Here is an 18940-nt window from a genome sequence, read left to right on the forward strand (position 1 = left end):
AAGTAGTCAGGGGGCATTTCGGTGACTAAGCACTCGTTAGGTTTTAAAAGTAAGAATCACCGAGCTTTTTGAAAACAGGCTTCTCATAATGACGTTGCTGCGGCTGTTTAAAGTAAGAATTTTGATTAGGTGCGGCAGGCTTCATACCTGTATAAGCTTGTAATAGTCGCTTTGCGAACGAAAGAGACATGCGAACTTTTGGATTACGATAAGATTGGTTGGCAGTGCCAAGATGCGGAAGTTGCTTGAAGTCTTCTTTTGCAGGAGGCATATGGAAGTAATAGTCGCCTACGGAAACGAGCAGATCAGAGCGCTGGAGGCTGTTTTTTGGGTTTTGTGAGAAATGCAGGCCACATTTCTTTGCTTTCCCTTCCTTAAGCAATTTTTCTAGTGATTTCTTCTTTAACGTATAGAGATATTTTGGGTCGGGTGCTGTTTTTGCATGACGATTAACGGTAAAGATTGCTTTGGCGAGATTTGAGGGTGTTAGGTCTAGTGTTGCAGATGCCTTCTGACTGTTTTTCGATTGTCCATCATTTTCGCTCCTTTCTTAAGATTTTGAAACTTTATGACGATATACTCGTGAAAACCGAATATATTATTTAGATTATAAACCTTTCAATCAAAAAATACAAGAAAATATGAAAATTATGTAAGTTGTAGAATGATAGTATTAATTGACGAAACAAAGGAGGCTAGGATAAAAGAATTTTTTGCCTAAAGAAAACCCGAGCAAAAAATGTTCGGGTTTTCTTTATATAGCAACAAATGCCGTGAGACCGCTCCGTCAACATACTTCGCTTTCCGCGGGCACGGCCTTAGCCTCCTCGGGGCCAACACGATGTTGGTCAGGCAGGCGTTGCCACAGGATGTGGTGATCTTAGCCTGTGTCCTTAAGACCGCGCTTTCCTGCGGGGTCTTCGGACTCGTGCTGTTCCCGCAGGAGTCTACGTATGTTGACTACGCTAGTGCATATCCACTTTATGCATAATACTTCATTGTTCGTCTTTTCTGTTGACGATTAAGGTTGTGTCCCAGTCTCGTTTTGCTTACTTCGAAATTGTTTTAATATCGGAAATAATTTGGTCGTATGGGACTTCAAGCCCTTTGTAGTCACGCACGACGACGCCTTCTTGGTTGATTAAGTAGAAGCTTGTGCCGTGCATGACTTGGTCAGTGCTTTCAGGCTTATCTACTAATGTTTTGAAAGATTCACGAGCGAAATCTTTCACTTCATCTAATGTGTAGCCTGTGAGGAAATCCCAGTTTGAATAGTCTGCACCGAATTTGTTTCCGAATTCTGTTAACGCCTTTGGTGTGTCATTTTCAGGATCCACACTAAAGGACACAATTCGAACATCCTCCAAGCCTTCTTCTTTCAATTTCTCCTGAAGCTTTGCCATATTAGCGGTCATTGGCGGGCAAACCGTATCACAGTTTGTAAAAATAAAATCTGCAACCCAGACTGTTCCTTTCAAATCTTCAAGTGAAACAGATTTCCCAGCTTGATTCGTATATGTAAAATCTTCGACAGGCCAGTTGTTTGCATTTTCAAGCTTACTGCTTCCACAAGCGCTTAACATAAGGACACTTATTAGCAGTAACGCAAGCAACCCTGTATGTTTGCGTCTAAACTTTGACACTGGATCATCCCTTTCTAGAGGTAGGTAATACTGCCTCAAAATTCAAAACCGATCTTATCATAAAAATGTGAGAGAAGTGTGTCAACTTTCTTACAAATCATCTGTTTGAATTCATATAATAGGGGGCCATGGTATAGTATAAGCAGTTAGCAAAAAGTGAGGTGAACATCTATGAAAAGATGGAAATTCGCGTTTGTGGCTTTGCTTATCATAATGGCAGGCTGCAGTTCAAATACAACCCAGCCTGTAGAGAAGGAGAAGCCAGAAGAAACAGCGAAGCCGGAGCCATTGACCTATGATATGGCAGCAGATACATTTCCACCTGTTGTGATGGAGAATGCAGGGGCAAATGTACTTGAAGCGTACCGTTTTGCAGCACATCATCCAGAAGTGCTTGATTATATGCCATGTTACTGCGGGTGCTATGAAGAGGCAGGACACGAGAACAATACCCACTGTTTCATTGATTCTGTTGAAGGAGATGTCGCCTATCTCGATAAGATGGGCTTTGGCTGAGGCATCTGTGTAAATATCGCCCGTGAGGCGAAATCAGAATGGGAAAAAGGAACAGATTTGAAAACAATTCGTGAGCAAATTGACGAGAAATACGGCGCCACAGGCATGGAATCTACACCAACGCCGAAGCCAGAATCATAATCTCGTATGAAAACAGCAGGGAAATCTGCTGTTTTTTTGATCGGAAAATAAAACGATAGCTTTTTAGCACTTAGGAAAATGGGTAATCCTTCAATATGCAGAAGATTTGCGGTAGGATTAGAATGACAGGACTTTTACATAACGATTATAGATAAAAAGGATGAATAATTGTGGGAAAAACGTATGGAGTCATTGATATCGGTTCAAATACAATCCGGTTCGCCATTTATACACATGAAAGTGCGGGCCGATTTCGTGAAATTGATAACATTAAGACAGTCGCCCGCTTGCGTAATTATTTAGATGAGGAAGAAAATTTGTCTGAAGAAGGGATTCAAGTACTGCTGAACACATTGCAAAGCTATCAAGATATTGCTGATTATCATGGCATTACACATGTGAAAGGAGCAGCTACGGCAACGATTCGACGAGCGAAAAATCAAGCAGAAATATTACGTCGAATGAATGAAATGACCTCCTTTACGATCAATGTCTTTTCAGAATATGAAGAGGCCTACTATGGCTATTTGGCAGTGATGAATTCCATCGCAATTGAAGACGGGTTAACAATTGATATCGGCGGTGGCAGTACAGAGGTAACGCTCTTTAAAGGCCGCGAATTACTTCAGTATCATAGCTTTCCATTTGGTGCTCTCTCATTAAAGCGGCGCTTTGTAAGTGGTGAAGTACCGACAAAACAAGAGCGTGAAAATATTTCAGCATTTTTGAAAGAGCAGTTCAACTCATTGGAATGGCTTCGCAATCAAAGCTTACCAGTCGTAGGTATTGGAGGAAGTGCACGGAACACAGCACAAGTGCATCAAGCGATGGTGAGCTACCCAGTCGGCGGGCTTCATCAATATGAAATGAAACAAGCAGATATTCAATCAGTACTTACGCATTTAAAGGATCAAGATATTGAAAAAATGAAAAAAGTAGATGGGTTAAGTGAGGACCGGGCTGATATTATCGTACCGGCTGTGCAAGTGTTTCAGCAGTTTACGGCGATTGTTGGTGCGCCGACGTTTATCTTAAGCCGAAAAGGACTGCGTGACGGTATCTTTTATGAGGAATTGATGCGTCCACATGGTGTGAAGATTTTTCCAAATGTCCTAGAAGAAAGCCTATTTGAGCTGACGACTGAATATAATATTAATACGGAGCATTCTCTGCAAATTTCACGGCTTGCGCAAACGATGATGATTCAGCTGGAGTCACTCGGTGTGATGTCGTTTAGCGAAGATGAGGTAACCTTGCTGAAGCGGGCCGCATCTGTGTTCTATCTTGGGGATTACATTGACTCGGAGTCAGGAAGTCAGCACACCTTCTATGTGCTTGCAAACCGGACGATCGATGGGCTGACGCATTTAGAGCGGTTACAGCTTGCGTTAACGGCTTCCTTTAAATCAAAATCTGTCTTCAAGCAATATGCTGAGCCTTATTGTGATTGGATTTCAAAGCCTGAACAAAAGAGGCTGCGCGTGCTCGGTGCGTTACTGAAAACAGCTGCAAGCTTGAATGCGACGAAACGGAACATTGTGCATGATGTGAAGCTAGAGAAAAAGGATGACGGTTTGCATTTTCTCGTTTGTCATCAACGGCAAGTGCAAGCAGAAAAATACCAAACAAACAAGCAAAAGAAACATTTAGAAAAGGCGCTTAAATGTCCAATCCATCTTCATTTTGAGCTGGGACGTTAAGCGTTGTAGTGACCTTCACAACCTTTACAATGCCTTTACATTTTATTAATACGCTTTTGTTACAATTGCCATTGATGCTTTCATTTGATTAATTTTTTCCTTATATTTACTATTAGAAGTGACTTTAGTTTTAGTTTAATAGATAGAGGTGAAGGGGGAGCGTTATGGAAAGAAACGATGCAGAAGTAATGGAATTAAGCAACCGTGCCCACTACAATAACCGAGAGCTAAGCTGGCTTGCGTTCAATGAACGGGTTCTGCAAGAGGCGATGGATTTGAATAACCCGCTTGCTGAGCGGTTTAAGTTTTTAGCGATTTTCAGTTCAAATCTTGATGAGTTCTTCATGGTACGTGTGGCAGGGTTAAAGGATCAGGTGAAAGCCGGGTTCAATAAGCCTGAAAACAAAGCAGGACTAACACCGAAACAGCAGTTGTCGGCGATTTCAAAGATGAATCATGAGCTTGTGCGTCAGCAATATGAAACATACAACAACAAGCTGTGGCCTGAATTAGAAAAAGAAAATATTTTCATGCTTACGGTCGATGATGTGAATCAAACGCAGTATCGTTTTCTTGAAAAGCGTTTTAATGAGCAAATATTCCCAGTGTTAACGCCGATGGCGATTGATGCTTATCGACCTTTTCCGATGCTGTTGAATAAGAGCTTGAATCTCGGTATTATGCTGTTTGATAAAGAGGAAGAAGATGAAGACCAACAGCGCAAGTTTGCGATTGTACAAGTTCCAGGTGTATTAGACCGCTATATCGAGCTGCCGACAGACGGTACGGTACGTCAGTTTATTATGCTGGAGGATGTGATTGCGCATTTCATTGAACCGCTCTTCCATGGCTTTGAGGTGAAATCTGTCTCAAAATTCAGGATTACGAGAAATGCCGATATGACCATTCATGAAGAGGGAGCGCGTGACTTATTAAAGGAAATTGAAAAAGAATTGAAAAAGCGGAAGTGGGGGGCAGCCGTCCGTCTTGAAATATGTAAAGGTGAGATGGAACCGACACTTCTTCGTTTCTTGCTAAGTGTGCTTGAAATTCATGAAAAGGATATCTATCACATTGATGGACCGCTTGATTTAACGTTTTTATTTAAGTTCCATAAAGCGATCTCCTTCAACAAAGAGCATCTCTTATTCCAGAATTTAATTCCACAGCCGCCGAAAGATTTGGTCGATGCAGAAGATATTTTCGAAGTAGTTTCGCAAAAGGATGTGTTCTTGCATCATCCATATGAATCATTTGAAGCGGTTGTTGACTTTATCGCTGATGCAGCGGAAGACCCGCACGTCTTGGCAATTAAGCAGACGCTTTACCGTGTCAGCGGCGACTCACCTGTCATTGAATCATTGAAGAAAGCGGCCGAGAATGGCAAGCAGGTGACCGTACTTGTCGAGCTGAAGGCGCGCTTTGATGAAGAAAATAATGTGCAATGGGCGAAAGAGCTTGAGAAGTCAGGCTGTCACGTCATTTATGGAATGAACTACTTAAAGACACATAGTAAAATCACGCTCGTTGTCCGCAAGCAAGGGGCCCGAATCGAACGGTTTGTCCATCTTGGCACAGGCAACTATAACGACGTAACAGCTAATTTTTATACGGATATGGGCATTATTACGTCACATCACGAATTTGGCGAGGATGCGACGAATTTCTTCAATTACTTAAGCGGTTATATGGAGAAGCCAACCTTCCATCATCTGTCTGTTGCACCGTTTGATATTCGCAATGATTTCATTGACTTAATCAATAAAGAAATTGAGTATCATAAGCAGCACGGCAACGGCCACATTATTGCAAAAATGAACTCACTAACGGACAAAAGTTTAATTATGAAAATGTATGATGCCTCTCGCGCAGGGGTAAAGATCGACTTAATTGTCCGAGGAATTTGCTGCTTGCGAACAGGTATTGAAGGGGTAAGTGAAAACATCCGTGTTCGCAGTATCGTAGGGCGATTCCTTGAGCATAGCCGCATCTATTATTTCTATCATAACGGCAGCGAACGCCTCTTCTTATCGTCTGCGGATATGATGACCCGGAATATGATCAAGCGTGTAGAGATTTTATTCCCAATCTATGACCGTGAGATTAAAGCAAGAGTCAAAAAGATTATGAACATTATGCTTGAAGATAACGTCAAAGCCCGTGAGCAAGGCGAGCATGGCATGTATCATTATGTCCAGCGTCAGCCTGGTGAAAAACGTGTAAACAGTCAAATGGTGCTCTATGATATGGCATATAATGTAGCTGAAGATGAGGAATAAGGAGAAGCCTTCTGCCGATAATGGCGGAAGGCTTCTTTGTATGTTAACGGCGATAATAAGGCCCATAAGGTCCGGGTCCGTAAGGGTATGGTCCGAACGGGCGTGGACCGTAATAAGGGTACGGTGGATAATAGTATGGGAAAGGACGCGGCCCGAATAAGAGCGGACTGACGGCGAGCCCTGCAAGGAATGGAACGAACCCGAAACCGAAACCTCCCCCAATGAACCTGCTGTCATGGCCGTGTTGTAAGTGTCCATGTTGATAAGGCTGGTTATAGTACACAAGCAATACCTCCTTTTTTCGCTATATGACCATGATATGTGTCTAGGATAGGGAGTGAGCACGTCCGGCCTAAATTGAGGTTATTCGATTTACAAGCATGCCCAGTTTCGATAAAATTGGATTGAATTTCTTTGGTTTAACAAAAAGCTGTAAAAATAGATTGTTCAAAAATCTCTTTATAGGAGGAGGCGTGCAGAACAAATGATGAATTATTTTCCCGCTGAAGCTCCGCCTTTTTCTATCGAAAAGAAGGTATTGATATGACAGACAACATGAAAGCAAGCTTAGCTGTCGCAATAGGCGGAGCGGCTGGGGCGTTGCTTCGTTCAGGTGTGAATAGTTTTTTTATTACGTCAGAATTTCCAGCCGCTACATTAATCGAAAATATTATTGGTAGCTTTCTGCTCGGTCTATTGACTGGCTGGGTATTACAGCGAAAAGTAGCTGTTTGGCTAAAAGCTGGTATCGGCACAGGGTTTTGCGGAGGATTTACAACAATGTCAACGTTTGCTGCTGATAGCTTCTTTCTTTGGCAGACCTCCTCAACTGCAACACTTCTTTATATAGGGGCAAGCTTGTTTGGCGGATTGCTTGCTGCGTTTGTTGGCGTGGTGCTGGTAACAGAAGTGTTTAAGAAGAGGGGAGAGGTGTTATGAGTGGATTGCTGATTGCACTTGGCGGCGCACTTGGCGCGTGGGCTCGCTTTCAAATCGGTGCAGCCCTTTCAGAACGAATTCGCCACTTTCCGCTTGCCATGGTCGTTGTCAACCTACTCGGTGCGTTCGGACTAGGCATTTTTATGGGCGGCTATGTGATGACATTAACTGAACAGCCGTCATTTGATGGATTGTACCAATTTCTCGTCCTCGGCTTCTTCGGCGCCTTTACAACCTTTTCAACCTTTTCAATCGAAGCCATTGACTTACTAAAAGCAAAAAAATTCACAGAAGCCTCCGCCTACATCATCGGCACCGCCGCCGGCAGCATGCTCCTCTTCGCCCTAGGCGTACTATTCATGAGTTTATAAGAAAAGCGGAGGCGCCTTGCTCAGGGGCGACAAGCATAAGGCAGAATGTGAAAGGGACCGCCCTTTGTCCCTGCAACAGTCTGACTTATGACCTCGAGCCCCTAGGCGCCGTAGCTAGACAAAAGAAGAGCGGAGAAAGGCGTTTAGGCTGTCCGATTGCTGGAGCCTTTCCACAGAGAAAGCCGTTTTTTGCTTTCGGCGTGGAAAGGTGAAGCAACTCGCGCAGCCTGCCTTTCGTAGCTGGATCAAAGGAACGCTGGCTAAGAACGTCACGTCCTGTGACAACGCCTGCACTAGCACGTCCTGTGCGTCGAAAGCGGAGGCGCCTTGCTCAGGGGCGACAAGCATAAGGCAGAATGTGGAAGGGACCGCCCTTTGTCCCTGTAACAGTATGACTTATGACCTCGAGCCCCTAGGCGCCGCAGCTGGACATCCCGAAAAGCGGAAGGCGCCCGCTTATCAGCGACAAGCACAAGACAAGCGCTGGCGAAGGCGCTTTTTGCCTTCAGAAGTGATTGGCTTGTGACCTCGAGCTGATGGCGCCTGCAGCTGGACAAAAGAAGAGCAGAGCCACATCGGCTCTGCTCTTAAAATTTAAACACACGTGTTGCATCCTTTAATTCATTTGCCATTCTTGCTAGTTCTTCGCTGGAGGCGAAGATTTCTTCCATGGATGCGTGCTGTTCTTCGACTGAAGAGGTGACGACTTCTGCATGTGAAGCGGCTTCTTCAGCATCTTCGAGGACATAGTCAGATGATTGAACGAGCTCATTTGTCTTATTAAGTAATGATTTCATCTTTTCTGAAACAGCGTGAAGCTCCTGGGCAGACGAGGTGATGGAGCGGTGGATGCTTTCAAAGTATCCATCTGCATCTTGAACGCTCGTTATGCCATTTGTAATTGCTTCTGAACCATCCTTCATCGAATCAACGGCTTGGGCAGTTTGTTCTTGAATTTGTCCGATGAGCTCTGAGATCTTTGCTGTGGATTGGCCTGATTGCTCAGCAAGCTTGCGTACTTCCTCGGCAACGACGGCGAAGCCTTTCCCATTTTCCCCAGCTCTGGCTGCTTCAATTGCAGCATTTAATGCCAGCAAGTTTGTTTGGTCGGCAATGTCTGAGATCATTGAAATGATATTACCGATTTCGGATGATTTTTCATTTAAATGCTGAATGACGGTATACATATGCTCTGTTTTTGTTTGAATGACATTCATTTGCTTGACCGCAAGCTTTGCTGTGTCGTTTCCTTCTGAAGACGTGAGCGCGGTTTGTTCAGCGTCTGTTGCAACCTTTGTCAGCTGGTCAGTCATGTCATGGATATGGTCAGTAATCGTAGAGGTGATTTTGGCAGATGCTTTCGAGCGTGAAACCTGCTCATCAGTACCTGAAGCAAGTTCTTGGATGGAATGACTGATTTGATCGCTTGCAACTAGCGTTTGTTGAGCGCTTTCTTTCCATTCAGCCGATGAGGAAGCGACTTGTTCGGAAATCGTTTGGGCGTTTCGAATTAAGCTCATTAAATTATGCTTCATACCATTATAGCTTCGGACAAGCATTACAATTTCGTCCTTTGAATGGTCTTCTTCACTATATGTAAAATCACCTTCGCCTGCTTTCTTCAAAGCGGTTGTTAAGGTCTGAAGGCGTAATCGGATACGCTGGGTAAACCAAAATGAGACAGCTAATGCAAGACTGATAACGATGACCAATCCGATTGAAAAGCGCCATAGAACTGTTGACACCGTCTCTTGGATTAAATCTTGCGAAGCACCAACATACCAAATACCGATTACTTCATCATTTGCATCACGAATCGGCATGTAGGCTGTTTGATAGGTGTGGCCGACAACATCTGCTTCACCTTGAAACACTTTTCCTTGTTCGATGACTGTTTGCTTCACCTCATCAGAAACAACTGTCCCGACGGCTCGTTTTCCATCTTTCATAACATTTGTCGCAACGCGCGTGTCATGCATGAAAATCGTCACCGTATCATTTGTCAATTCGCCAATCCGGTCAACAAGCTCAAAGTTCTCATTCATTCGTGTATCGCCTTTAAATAACTCGTCACCTTTAATCCGCCAATCACCAGGATATTTCTCATCCAAGTAGGCGTAGCTCATAGCAAGATCGCCATTGGCTTTCTGAACAGCTGCTTCTTTAATGCCATGCTTAATTTGATTGTTTACAATAAAAAAGAGTGTCCCAGCAAGAGCAATCATCATGCTAATGATAAGGACATTTATCTTAGCTCCAAGCCTCATTCGCTCCCCATCCTTCCATCTTTTAGATTTTTTATGTGAATTATATCACAAACAAATGGATGAAAGTTACAAAAATATGAAGATAATTAAATATTTTAGAAGATATTTAAACGATTAACCTTTGGAACTAAAATGAAATAATGATAAAATATTCTATAATGAGCTTTTTTCTTAGATGTTTACGTTTCCGAAAAATTGGGTAACTTACTTGTTTACGAGGATGCGATAGAATGGAACGATTAAAAGAGATGTTAATGAGTGAGTCTAACGACTACTTCGATCATGCAGATTTAGAACGCGTGCTTTATCGAATCGTTTTTAATAGTGTTAAAGACTTAATTTATTTAATGAAAGTTGAAGAAGGACCTGCTTTTCAATATATCGCTGTGAATGAAGCAGCTGTACAAAATGGAAAGCTTGGCGAGCAATACCTCGGAAAATATATTCACGAAGCATTAGATGAAGCGCTTGCTGATCATTTGCAGACGCAATATGAGCGTGTACTTCGAACAAAGAAGTCGTGTACCTATCAAGACCAAGTACAGCTGACAAACGGTAAAGTCATTTATGGAGAATCGATTTTGACGCCTATCTTAGATAAAGAAGGTGTGGTCAGATATATTGTTTCCGTGACAAGAGACATAACCGAGACGATTTTGGAAAAAGAAGAAATTAAAATGAATGAACAGCGCTACCGTTCACTTTTTGAGCATAATATGGATGCAATTTTTTCTTTAGATATTCGAGGCCGCTTCTTAAGTGCCAATCCGTCTACATATGATACGACGGGTTATATGGAAAAAGAGCTATTGAAGCGCCCAATTCAGAGCTTAGTGTATGACAATGACCAGGCAAGCTTTGAACGAATTTTTCGCAAAACACTTGGGGGCAATAAGGAAAAGTTAACGTGTCGGCTCATTCATAAGCGCGGCTACTTACGCTATGTGCATATGCGTACAGTTCCGATCGTAATTAATGAAGAGATCTCTGGTGTTTATATTATTGTGCGTGATATCACAGAGCGTCGTAATAATGAAATGAAGATTGAACGCTTTGCTTATTTTGATGACTTAACAGGGCTATTAAATCGTACCTCATTAAAACGAGACTTAACAGAAGCCGTGAAAAAAGGAAATAAGCTTGAACAACAATTTGCCCTCATGTATTTAGATTTGGACCGCTTTAAGATGCTTAATGATACGATGGGGCATAATATCGGTGATTTGCTGCTTCGCAAAGTGGCGGATCGCATCTTAGAAGTTGTGAAGAATTCTTCTTCTGTATTCAGGCAAGGCGGCGATGAATTTATTATTCTACTACGAGGCGCGGACCGAAACAAAGCTTCTGAGACAGCTGAAAAGCTTGTGGAAGCCTTTCATAAGCCGTTTCAACTGAGAGGGCAAGACTTCTACATTTCACCAAGCATCGGTATCAGCTTATTTCCGACTGATGGAAAATGTGAAGAAGACTTAATTCAAAGCGCGGACACAGCCCTTTTCCAAGTGAAACAGAGCGGAAAGAATCATTATCGCTTTTACTCACAGGATATGTATAAAGGCACACCAAGGACATTAGTGCTTGAAACAGGTCTGCGACAAGCAATTCAAATGAATGAATTAAAGCTGTACTATCAGCCGCAGATTGATATTTCAACTGGCGAGGTTCATAGCTTTGAAGCATTATTGCGTTGGATTAACCCTAAGCTCGGCTTTATTTCACCAGGGGAGTTCATTCCGCTTGCAGAAGAAACAGGATTAATTATTCCGATTGGTAAATGGGTAATCGAAGAAACATGCCGGCAGCAAAGAGAATGGCTTGATGCAGGCTATGAACCTGTCACAATTGGTTTAAATCTATCGACAAGACAGTTTCAGCAAGTTGATCTCGTCGAAGTGATTGATGAGGCCATTAAGACGTATAATATTAAACCGTGTTACTTAGATATTGAAATTACAGAAGGTGCGATGCAGGATGCACGTGAAGCTGTTTTTATCTTAAATCAGCTGAAGGAGCTTGGTGTCCAGATTTCAATTGATGATTTCGGTACAGGTTATTCGTCCTTATCACACTTGAAACGGTTTCCAATTGATACATTGAAAATCGACAAGTCATTTGTGCAAGACGTGCTGACAGATGAAGATAGTGCGGCGATTGTTACGACGATTCTTCATATGGCAAAGAGCTTAGGCATGCAAGTTGTCGCGGAAGGTGTCGAAACAAGCGAGCAGGTTCAATTTCTAAAGCAAAAGGAATGTGAAAAAGCGCAAGGCTTCTTCTACAGCAAGCCAGTCCCGCCTGAAGAAATTGAACAGCACTTTTTAAGAAAGAATGAATGAAATAATAAAACCGTAACAGTGTGGAAGCTGTTACGGTTTTTGGATCTTCTTTAACGTGAAAACAGTCATTTCAGGCACTGAGAAGAAGCGGTATGGTTCACGGGTTGTTCCGAGACCGCGGTTCACATACAGTCGTTTGTCGGCCGTTTCATGATCATACCAGCCTTCATAGAAGTCTTTCGCTCCTGGAGGGGTATAGAGTGGGCCTAAGAACGGCACTTGGACTTGACCGCCGTGACTGTGACCTGAAATTTGTACGTGGAACGGATAGTCACCGAGTTTTGTGAAAATATCAGGCTCATGTGCTAATAAAATCGCAAAATCATCATCGGTCACGCCATTTAATGCTTTAGCAGGGTCAGGCTTGCCAAGTAAGATGTCATCAAGTCCTGCTAAGACAATGCGGTCGCCGTATGAATTTGTAATGTCTGCCCGTTCGTTCATCAAAAGCTGAAAGTCACTTCGTTCTAAAATTGTTTTAATGGCGTCAGTTCCGTAGCCGCCGTGGTCATGATTGCCAAAGATTGCATATTTCCCAAGCTGAGCGCGTACCGATGAAAGAAGCGGGATGATTTCCTTCAAATGAGGATACTTGTTTGGTTCATCCACTAAATCACCAGTAAAAAGAACGAGGTCGCAGGCTTCGGCATTGATTTTTTTAATGAGCTGTTTGAATTGTTCGAGTGAATAATGATGCCCGATATGCGTATCACTAAATTGCAGGATTCGCAGTCCGTCAAACGATTCTGGAATTTCAGCTGCTTCAATTGTTGTTTTTGTTACCCGCATTAAGCGTGGTTCAATATAGCGCGCATAAATGTATGTTCCGCCTGAAAGCAGAATTGCATTTAATACGACTAGCAAAGAACGTTTCAAAAAAGTTCGTCGTTTCATAAATCTACCTATCCTTATACGCTGAGTTAGTGAAAACCAAGTTCTTTTCATATGTTTCGTTGATACAGTCATTTTAGAAGGGTTGCTGTGGATGAAACATTCGCTTTTTTTGGAAGAATTCCTTCAACAAAGAGAAGCATATCCTATAAGCTTAACAGATTGCAAAGTTATCTTAAAATAATCATAGCAGAAAATGAAATAGAATTAAGAAACTTTTAACAAAAATGTTGAAGATTTGCTTGAAAAGCAGTAGGCGTTTTACGTGCTGAGGTGTATAGTGAAGGTTGAAGTTTTACATATGAGGTGAAGGTTATGAATCAGCCAATGGCGCTTACATTTCTTATTTTAGCGGTTACGACCGGCTTTTTTATTGCGGGAAAATTTCGCACAGATGTCGTGGCAGTCGGGTCGATGCTGGCACTTGTTTTGTTTGGCATTATTACGCCGGCTGAGGCTCTTAGCGGCTTTTCCAATTCGATTGTTATTATGATTGCCGGCCTCTTTGTAGTTGGGGCGGGAATCTTTAAGACAGGGCTTGCAAAATTAATCGGGGACCAGCTTCTCCGCTTAGCAGGCAAAAATGAAACCAAACTATTGATTGTCGTGATGCTTGTTGTCGCCGTGTTCAGCGGGTTTATGAGTAATACCGGCACAGTGGCAGTGCTCCTGCCTGTTGTCATGAGCCTGGCGCTTGATATGCGTGTCAGCCCTTCAAAGTTCTTAATTCCGCTTGCTTATGCAAGCAGCTTAGGCGGGGTGTTGACGTTAATCGGAACACCGCCAAACCTTGTTGTTAGTCAAACATTGAAGGAATATGAGTTTGAGAAGCTTAGTTTCTTTGACTTCACGCCAATCGGGCTTGTCGCTCTCATAACTGGACTTGTCTTTATGGTTACGATTGGCCGTAAGCTGCTTCCAGCCCATCCTGTCGATGAATCAGAAGGAAATGAGCTTTCACCACAGCAGCTGGCAACCTACTATAAGCTGAAGGATGAACTGTTTTGCTTGCGGGTGCTTCCAGAATCAACTGCGATAGGCAAAACATTAGCTGAATTAAAGGTGCGTGACCACTATCATTTAACTGTCGTTGAGATTGACCGCCGTGAAGGCGATCGCTTTACATTATTAGGGCAAATGCGTCACCGCTCAGCAGCGTCATGTAGTATTTTTCAAAAGGACGACGTCCTCTTCTTGCTTGGGAAGAAGGAAAATATTATGCATTTTGCGGAAAAATATCAGCTTGCATTTGAGTCAATGGATGCTGAAGCAAGAACAGAACGGCTTATTTCCAAAGAGCTAGGTTTATCGGAAATCATTCTTAGTGCTCATTCTTCCTTTATTAATCGAACGGTAGCTGAGTTAAACTTCCGGGAGAAATATAACTTAAATGTGCTGGCGATAAATCGGAAAGGGCGCTATATTCGCGGCGACTTGATTCATGAAAAGCTTCGTTTCGGGGATGCCTTGTTAGTGCACGGGGAATGGCGGCAAATTGAACTGCTCGGCAAGGATACAGCCAATGTGATCCTAACAGGGGCGGTTGATGAGCATGCAGGAACGGCTTATGCAAAAGGGAAAGCACCAATTGCGGCATTGATTATGGTCTTCATGCTTGTCTTGATGACGTTTAACCTTGTCCCGAGTGTTATAGCTGTTATTATTGCTGCGTTTTTGATGCTTGTTTCAGGATGTTTGCGCAATATGGATGATGCCTACCGTAATATCAACTGGGAAAGTGTCGTGCTCATTGCGGCCATGCTTCCGATGTCAACGGCACTTGAGAAAACAGGCGGGGTTGAGCTCGTTTCAGAAGGACTTGTTGGGGCGCTTGGCAGCTACGGACCTGTTGCTGTGATGGCAGGATTCTATTTTGTTACGATGCTCTTAAGCCAGTTTATTAGTAATACAGCAACGGCCGTTATTTTTGCGCCGATTGCAATCACCTCTGCTGTCAGCATGGGCGTCAGTCCGTATCCGTTGTTGTTATCTGTATCAGTTGCGGCTAGTATGGCATTTGCAACACCAGTCGCCTCACCGACAAATGCACTCGTCTTAACAGCAGGCGGCTATCGCTTCAGCGACTTTGTCAAAGTCGGCGTACCGCTGCAAATCATCCTAATGATTGTCATGATGTTCGCGATACCACTGTTCTTCCCATTTTGATAGAAAAGGCCGCATAGCTGCTATGCGGTCTTTTCCTTTAGCTCAACTTGTTTATTTTTCATAAACATATAGAAGGACGCACCGAAAATCACAAAGTAACCGATAATGCTCCACATATCAGGCACTTGCTCGAACACAATTGTGCTTATGAGCGCCGAGAACAAAATATTTGTATAGAAAAAGATCGAAATTTCCCGTGCTGGTGCGAACTTGTAGGCAAGGGTGATGCCGAATTGTCCAAGTGTGGCAAAGACACCTGCGAGAAGAAGGTAGATAACCTGGCCCCATGTCATCGGCTCATAGAAAAGAATCGCAAACGGCAGTAAGGAAACCGTTAAAAAGAATGAAAAGTAAAACACAACCGTATAAAACTTTTCCCGTTCCCCTAACACCCGCAATACAGTATAAGCACCAGCTGCGAATACAGCAGACATCAGCCCTGCCATGTAAGGCACCGTTTCTAGAGAGAATTGCGGCTTAATAATTAATAAAGACCCTAATAAGGCAACCACCACGGCCGCTGTTTGATAAAACTTTGCTTTTTCCTTTAAGAAAACAGCTGAAAAGAATATTAATAGAAACGGACTCAGCTTATTCAACATATCGGCATCTGATAAGACAAGCTTGTCTAATGAATAAAAGTAAAACACAATGCCAAGCGTTCCGAGTGCTGAACGCAGTAATAAGTATTTTTGATTTTCCTTCTTGCCGAACAAACGCTCTTTGTAGTGCACGACGAACCCAAAGGAAATAAGGGCAGACACGAAGTTTCGAAACAATGTCTTCTGAAACGTCGGCACGTCGCCTGAAAGCTTCACAAAGGTCGACATCATTGCAAAGCCGAAGGCAGAGAGCAGAAGGAGCAAGATTCCTTTATCTTTGTTGCTCATCGTCATCCTCCATCATCTTTTATAATCACGACTACCATTATAAAGGGTTTGCGCATTAATTTTTAGGAATCTGCTTGCAACCGTTGTGTGCTAAAAATTTGTTTATGTGCGTACAATGCTATAATAGGAAGAAAAGAAAGAGGGGGAGTGCCTGATGATTCAGTTTCGCAACGAGCATGTCACGGTCTTTCAAAGTGCTTTATTTCAAACGAATTCCACTGTCGTCGAAACAAAGGATATGGTGCTAGTCGTTGACCCGACATGGCTGCCGCATGAAGTAGAAGAGATTCGTGCTTATGTAGAGCGCGTGCGGAGCGGCAGACTTGTCTATGTGCTGTACACACATGCGGACTTTGACCACATTCTCGGGAGCGGAGCGTTTAAAGATGCGAAAATGATTGGCAGTGCCGCGATGGCCAAGCTTGAGGATAAGCAGCGCCGCGTCGAGCAAATCTTGCAATTTGATGCGGACTTTTATGCAGCGCGGCCTTATCCCGTCGCATTTCCAACACTGCATCATGAAATTGAAAACGATGGGGAAAGCATTCAAGTCGGTAACACACGCTTAACGTTTTTCTTAACACCAGGCCATACGCATGATGGACTAGCCTGCTTAGTCGAACCGCTCGGGCTGCTGATTGCGGGTGATTACTTGTCGAATGTCGAGTTTCCATTTATTGAAGACAGCGAAGCGTACGAGCAAACGATGCAGGCATTTGACCATATCTTGAGTGACAATACGATTCGCCTGCTTGTCCCGGGGCACGGAACGGTTACAGATTGCCAGCACGAAATCCGCAAACGAATTCGCCAATCATCAAGCTACATCGAACGGCTTCGAACCGAAGTCAAATGTGAAAAAAATGAATTAGCAGCCGAAATAAAGAAGAGCTACCGTTATTACCGCGGTTTACTGAAAGAACATGAGTCCAATAAGCAAGTGATTCGCAAAGAACTCGGATTGGAGACAACATGAAAAAGCCAATAATTGAAATTCTCTTTTATCTTGTATTGCCGATTGCTATCTGGAAATATGGACGCGAGCCGCTTGGCGATTATTACGCGATGCTCTTTTCGACAGTGCCGGCGATCCTCTATACGATTTACAGCTTCTTTAAGGAAAAGCAATTCAACGTAACGGGTCTGTTTCTTGTGATGACGATGACAATTAGTACGGTGCTTAGCATTATGAGCGGCGGAGCAGAGGAGATGCTGTGGGTCGGCGTCTATATGAACTTCGGCTTGGCTGGCTTTTGGCTGCTGACGATGCTGGTTGGCAAGCCGTTTGTCCTTTACTTTGCTGTTGACCTTGGCTACGTCCAAGGCTATCCGCGTGAGGAAAGCAGGGCGCTTTTCTTTAAGAAGGAAAATATGCGGTACTTTTATGGTCTTACGTTTTTCTGTTTGATTCGCGATGTGCTCGAAGGCTTCTTGCGAATTTATTTAATCTATACGGTCGGAGTAAATGGCTATGATAAAATTTTGTTCATTCACCGTTCTGTCGGCTGGGGCTTCACACTTCTTTTAGCCCTCTTGATTATGTATACATACCGCAAGATTCAGCAAAACATCGGTCCGAAGCCGCCGCTTGTCGTGGAATAAGCAACGGTTTGCTTGTTTGTTTAACGAAAAATCACATCGGGTACAGCTCTACTAAGAGACAAATAACAATCAACTTGAAAAGGAGAGGTACCGATGGAAAAGAATAAGATTCCTTACAAAGGCATTAATACAGACAAAAATAACGGACTAAGCAGTGCGCAAGAAGTGCACTATCCGAAAGAATTCAAGAAAGCATACAAAGCAGAAGAACGTGAACGTGGAAAGTAAACGATGAAGAAGGCGGGCGAAATGCTCGTCTTTTTTCTTTTTATTCTGAAAATTACCTGTTATAATAAGAGTGAATGATCATTCATTTTTACATAGGAGGAGATCGGATGAAGGAAGAAGTGGTGATTGTAACAGGTGGTTCGAATGGAATGGGGAAATACATGGCGAAGGAATTTGCGTCGCGCGGTGCGAAGGTAGTGATTACTGGCCGAACAGCGGAGAAGCTTGAAGCCGCAAAGCAGGAAATCGAACAGGAAGAAGGGCAAGTGCTTACAGTCGTGATGGACGTGCGCAAGCCAGAAGATGTGGAGCGCATGCTGAAGGAAGCGGTTGATGCCTTTGGAAAGGTCACCTCACTTGTCAACAATGCAGCCGGTAATTTCATCGTTCCTGCTGAGAAGCTGTCAGTGAACGGCTGGAATTCGGTTATTGATATCGTCTTGAACGGTACTTTCTATTGCTCCCATACGCTCGGAAATTACTGGATTGATAAGAAAATTCGCGGCAAGATTATCAATATGGTCGCAACTTATGCGTGGGATGCTGGTCCTGGTGTGATTCATTCCGCAAGTGCGAAAGCAGGGGTGCTTGCGATGACACGGACGCTCGCCGTTGAATGGGGCAGAAAGTACGGCATCCGGGTAAATGCGATTGCCCCAGGCCCAATTGACCGAACAGGTGGAGCGGAGAAGCTGTGGGAATCAGAAGAAGCCGCCAAGCGTACACTTGCGAGCATTCCGCTAGGGCGTCTCGGTGAACCTGAAGAGATCGGAAAGCTTGCAGCCTTTATACTGTCTGAGGATGCCGCTTATATGAATGGTGAAGTCATTACATTAGACGGTGGTCAACAGCTGAATCAATTTCCATTTTAAAAATGGTGTCCGCGCAGGCCGCATGTTTTTGGTCTGCGTGTTATTTTTTGTGCGAAATCATCATTTAAGCAGGAATTTTGCAGAAAAGTGGCAAATGAT

At 43.4% G+C, this 18940-nt stretch carries 17 protein-coding genes; 11 read left to right on the top strand and 6 right to left on the bottom strand.

The genetic code is table 11. The annotated features are described in order from the left end of the window. Positions 1–43: 43 nt before the first annotated feature. A complete protein-coding gene (locus tag LC040_04070) occupies positions 44–463 on the bottom strand; it encodes a YkyB family protein (protein WLR53186.1) in 420 nt (139 codons plus the stop codon). Between the two features lie 586 nt (positions 464–1049). Next, on the bottom strand, positions 1050–1583 hold the full coding sequence (locus LC040_04075; protein WLR53187.1) for an SCO family protein: 534 nt from the start codon (positions 1581–1583) through the stop codon (positions 1050–1052). Positions 1584–1856: 273 nt separating this feature from the next. On the opposite strand from LC040_04075, the gene LC040_04080 reads away from it, so the two are divergent. The 3 genes from LC040_04080 (at position 1857) to LC040_04090 (ending at position 6279) form a co-directional block, all read left to right on the top strand. Then, positions 1857–2300 (top strand): PCYCGC motif-containing (lipo)protein, encoded by a 444-nt coding sequence (locus LC040_04080; protein WLR53188.1) that lies wholly within the window; start codon positions 1857–1859, stop codon positions 2298–2300. Between the two features lie 170 nt (positions 2301–2470). Then, on the top strand, positions 2471–4000 hold the full coding sequence (locus LC040_04085; GenBank protein WLR52098.1) for a Ppx/GppA family phosphatase: 1530 nt from the start codon (positions 2471–2473) through the stop codon (positions 3998–4000). Positions 4001–4164: 164 nt separating this feature from the next. Next, positions 4165–6279, top strand: a complete 2115-nt coding sequence (locus tag LC040_04090; protein ID WLR52099.1) for an RNA degradosome polyphosphate kinase — start codon at positions 4165–4167, stop codon at positions 6277–6279. A gap of 43 nt (positions 6280–6322) precedes the next feature. On the opposite strand, the gene LC040_04095 is transcribed toward LC040_04090, so the two are convergent. Further along, the gene (locus tag LC040_04095) at positions 6323–6562 is read right to left on the bottom strand and encodes a penicillin-binding protein (GenBank protein ID WLR52100.1); all 240 of its coding nucleotides are present in this window, start codon (positions 6560–6562) and stop codon (positions 6323–6325) included. A gap of 260 nt (positions 6563–6822) precedes the next feature. Here LC040_04095 and LC040_04100 point away from each other — a divergent pair, with 260 nt between their 5' ends. After that, a complete protein-coding gene (locus tag LC040_04100; GenBank protein WLR52101.1) occupies positions 6823–7218 on the top strand; it encodes a CrcB family protein in 396 nt (131 codons plus the stop codon). Further along, complete coding sequence (gene crcB, locus LC040_04105) at positions 7215–7589, top strand: fluoride efflux transporter CrcB (GenBank protein WLR52102.1); 375 nt, start codon at positions 7215–7217, stop codon at positions 7587–7589. Before LC040_04100 ends, crcB begins: the two co-directional genes overlap by 4 nt. Positions 7590–8176: 587 nt before the next feature. Here the strand turns inward: crcB and LC040_04110 are convergent. Beyond that, entirely contained in the window at positions 8177–9856 is a 1680-nt protein-coding gene (locus LC040_04110; protein WLR52103.1) for a methyl-accepting chemotaxis protein, read from the bottom strand. Positions 9857–10086: 230 nt separating this feature from the next. On the opposite strand from LC040_04110, the gene LC040_04115 reads away from it, so the two are divergent. Beyond that, positions 10087–12192: an EAL domain-containing protein gene (locus LC040_04115; protein ID WLR52104.1), complete on the top strand. Its 2106-nt coding sequence runs from the start codon at positions 10087–10089 to the stop codon at positions 12190–12192. Positions 12193–12222: 30 nt separating this feature from the next. Here the strand turns inward: LC040_04115 and LC040_04120 are convergent, their stop codons facing one another. Beyond that, positions 12223–13086 carry a metallophosphoesterase gene (locus LC040_04120; GenBank protein WLR52105.1) on the bottom strand — a complete coding sequence of 288 codons (864 nt, stop codon included), beginning with the start codon at positions 13084–13086 and terminating at the stop codon, positions 12223–12225. A gap of 312 nt (positions 13087–13398) precedes the next feature. Between LC040_04120 and LC040_04125 the strand changes: the two genes are divergently transcribed. Then, entirely contained in the window at positions 13399–15249 is a 1851-nt protein-coding gene (locus LC040_04125; protein ID WLR52106.1) for an SLC13 family permease, read from the top strand. Positions 15250–15269: 20 nt separating this feature from the next. Here LC040_04125 and LC040_04130 read toward each other — a convergent pair whose 3' ends face one another. Beyond that, a complete protein-coding gene (locus LC040_04130) occupies positions 15270–16139 on the bottom strand; it encodes a DMT family transporter (protein ID WLR52107.1) in 870 nt (289 codons plus the stop codon). Between the two features lie 154 nt (positions 16140–16293). Here LC040_04130 and LC040_04135 point away from each other — a divergent pair, with 154 nt between their 5' ends. From LC040_04135 to fadH, 4 genes are all read left to right on the top strand, one after another. After that, positions 16294–17115 (top strand): MBL fold metallo-hydrolase, encoded by an 822-nt coding sequence (locus LC040_04135; GenBank protein WLR52108.1) that lies wholly within the window; start codon positions 16294–16296, stop codon positions 17113–17115. Next, the gene (locus LC040_04140; GenBank protein WLR52109.1) at positions 17112–17741 is read left to right on the top strand and encodes a VC0807 family protein; all 630 of its coding nucleotides are present in this window, start codon (positions 17112–17114) and stop codon (positions 17739–17741) included. Before LC040_04135 ends, LC040_04140 begins: the two co-directional genes overlap by 4 nt. A gap of 93 nt (positions 17742–17834) precedes the next feature. Beyond that, positions 17835–17969: a YfhE family protein gene (locus LC040_04145; protein WLR52110.1), complete on the top strand. Its 135-nt coding sequence runs from the start codon at positions 17835–17837 to the stop codon at positions 17967–17969. Between the two features lie 107 nt (positions 17970–18076). Then, positions 18077–18841 carry a 2,4-dienoyl-CoA reductase gene (gene fadH, locus LC040_04150; GenBank protein ID WLR52111.1) on the top strand — a complete coding sequence of 255 codons (765 nt, stop codon included), beginning with the start codon at positions 18077–18079 and terminating at the stop codon, positions 18839–18841. Positions 18842–18940 lie beyond the last annotated feature (99 nt).

Origin of the sequence: Bacillus tianshenii (assembly GCA_020524525.2) — a bacterium.
Taxonomy (GTDB): Bacteria; Bacillota; Bacilli; order Bacillales; family Bacillaceae_N; genus Bacillus_AV.

Excerpts from the sequence above, each read along its gene's own strand:
- LC040_04075 (WLR53187.1), bottom strand. The coding sequence starts at position 1,583 with ATGTTAAGCGCTTGTGGAAGCAGTAAGCTTGAAAATGCAAACAACTGG.
- LC040_04090 (WLR52099.1), top strand. The coding sequence starts at position 4,165 with ATGGAAAGAAACGATGCAGAAGTAATGGAATTAAGCAACCGTGCCCAC.
- LC040_04100 (WLR52101.1), top strand. The coding sequence starts at position 6,823 with ATGACAGACAACATGAAAGCAAGCTTAGCTGTCGCAATAGGCGGAGCG.
- crcB (WLR52102.1), top strand. The coding sequence starts at position 7,215 with ATGAGTGGATTGCTGATTGCACTTGGCGGCGCACTTGGCGCGTGGGCT.
- LC040_04110 (WLR52103.1), bottom strand. The coding sequence starts at position 9,856 with ATGAGGCTTGGAGCTAAGATAAATGTCCTTATCATTAGCATGATGATT.
- LC040_04115 (WLR52104.1), top strand. The coding sequence starts at position 10,087 with ATGGAACGATTAAAAGAGATGTTAATGAGTGAGTCTAACGACTACTTC.
- LC040_04120 (WLR52105.1), bottom strand. The coding sequence starts at position 13,086 with ATGAAACGACGAACTTTTTTGAAACGTTCTTTGCTAGTCGTATTAAAT.
- LC040_04125 (WLR52106.1), top strand. The coding sequence starts at position 13,399 with ATGAATCAGCCAATGGCGCTTACATTTCTTATTTTAGCGGTTACGACC.
- LC040_04130 (WLR52107.1), bottom strand. The coding sequence starts at position 16,139 with ATGAGCAACAAAGATAAAGGAATCTTGCTCCTTCTGCTCTCTGCCTTC.
- LC040_04135 (WLR52108.1), top strand. The coding sequence starts at position 16,294 with ATGATTCAGTTTCGCAACGAGCATGTCACGGTCTTTCAAAGTGCTTTA.
- LC040_04140 (WLR52109.1), top strand. The coding sequence starts at position 17,112 with ATGAAAAAGCCAATAATTGAAATTCTCTTTTATCTTGTATTGCCGATT.
- LC040_04145 (WLR52110.1), top strand. The coding sequence starts at position 17,835 with ATGGAAAAGAATAAGATTCCTTACAAAGGCATTAATACAGACAAAAAT.
- fadH (WLR52111.1), top strand. The coding sequence starts at position 18,077 with ATGAAGGAAGAAGTGGTGATTGTAACAGGTGGTTCGAATGGAATGGGG.